The organism is Flavobacterium sp. FlaQc-47, assembly GCF_044006475.1.
In the GTDB taxonomy this organism is placed as follows: Bacteria; Bacteroidota; Bacteroidia; order Flavobacteriales; family Flavobacteriaceae; genus Flavobacterium.
Genome location: NZ_JBIPCQ010000018.1, coordinates 1 through 381 on the forward strand (window position 1 = coordinate 1; position 381 = coordinate 381).

Annotated in this window: 1 protein-coding gene; it reads right to left on the bottom strand. The window is 41.7% G+C overall.

The features are described 5' to 3' along the window. Nucleotides 1–381, bottom strand: a 381-nt coding sequence (locus ACHRVX_RS23825) for a hypothetical protein (RefSeq protein ID WP_395337087.1), incomplete at both ends; no start/stop codon positions are given.

The following is a 381-nucleotide window of genomic DNA, read 5'->3' on the forward strand; positions in this document are numbered from 1 at the left end:
TAACTGGCCATGTATAGGTTGCACCTGCACAGATAGACTCTGTAGTTATAATATCTGAAGGTTTGGTTCCTACAGTCAGATTCAATACCTGATCCGCCGTACATCCGTCATTTGTTATTCTGATTCCGTTTTGCGAAGTTGAATAGGTTGTGCTGTTTTCGGCCCACGTGTAAGTTTGCCCAAAACAGATGTTTTCATTAGTTACAATATCTGCCGGTTTTGCCCCAACAGTCAGGTTCAATACCTGATCTGCCGTACATCCGTCATTTGTTATTCTGATTCCGTTTTGCGAAGTTGAATACACAGTTTCGTTAACTGGCCATGTATAGGTTGCACCTGCACAGATAGACTCTGTAGTTATAATATCTGAAGGTTTGGTTC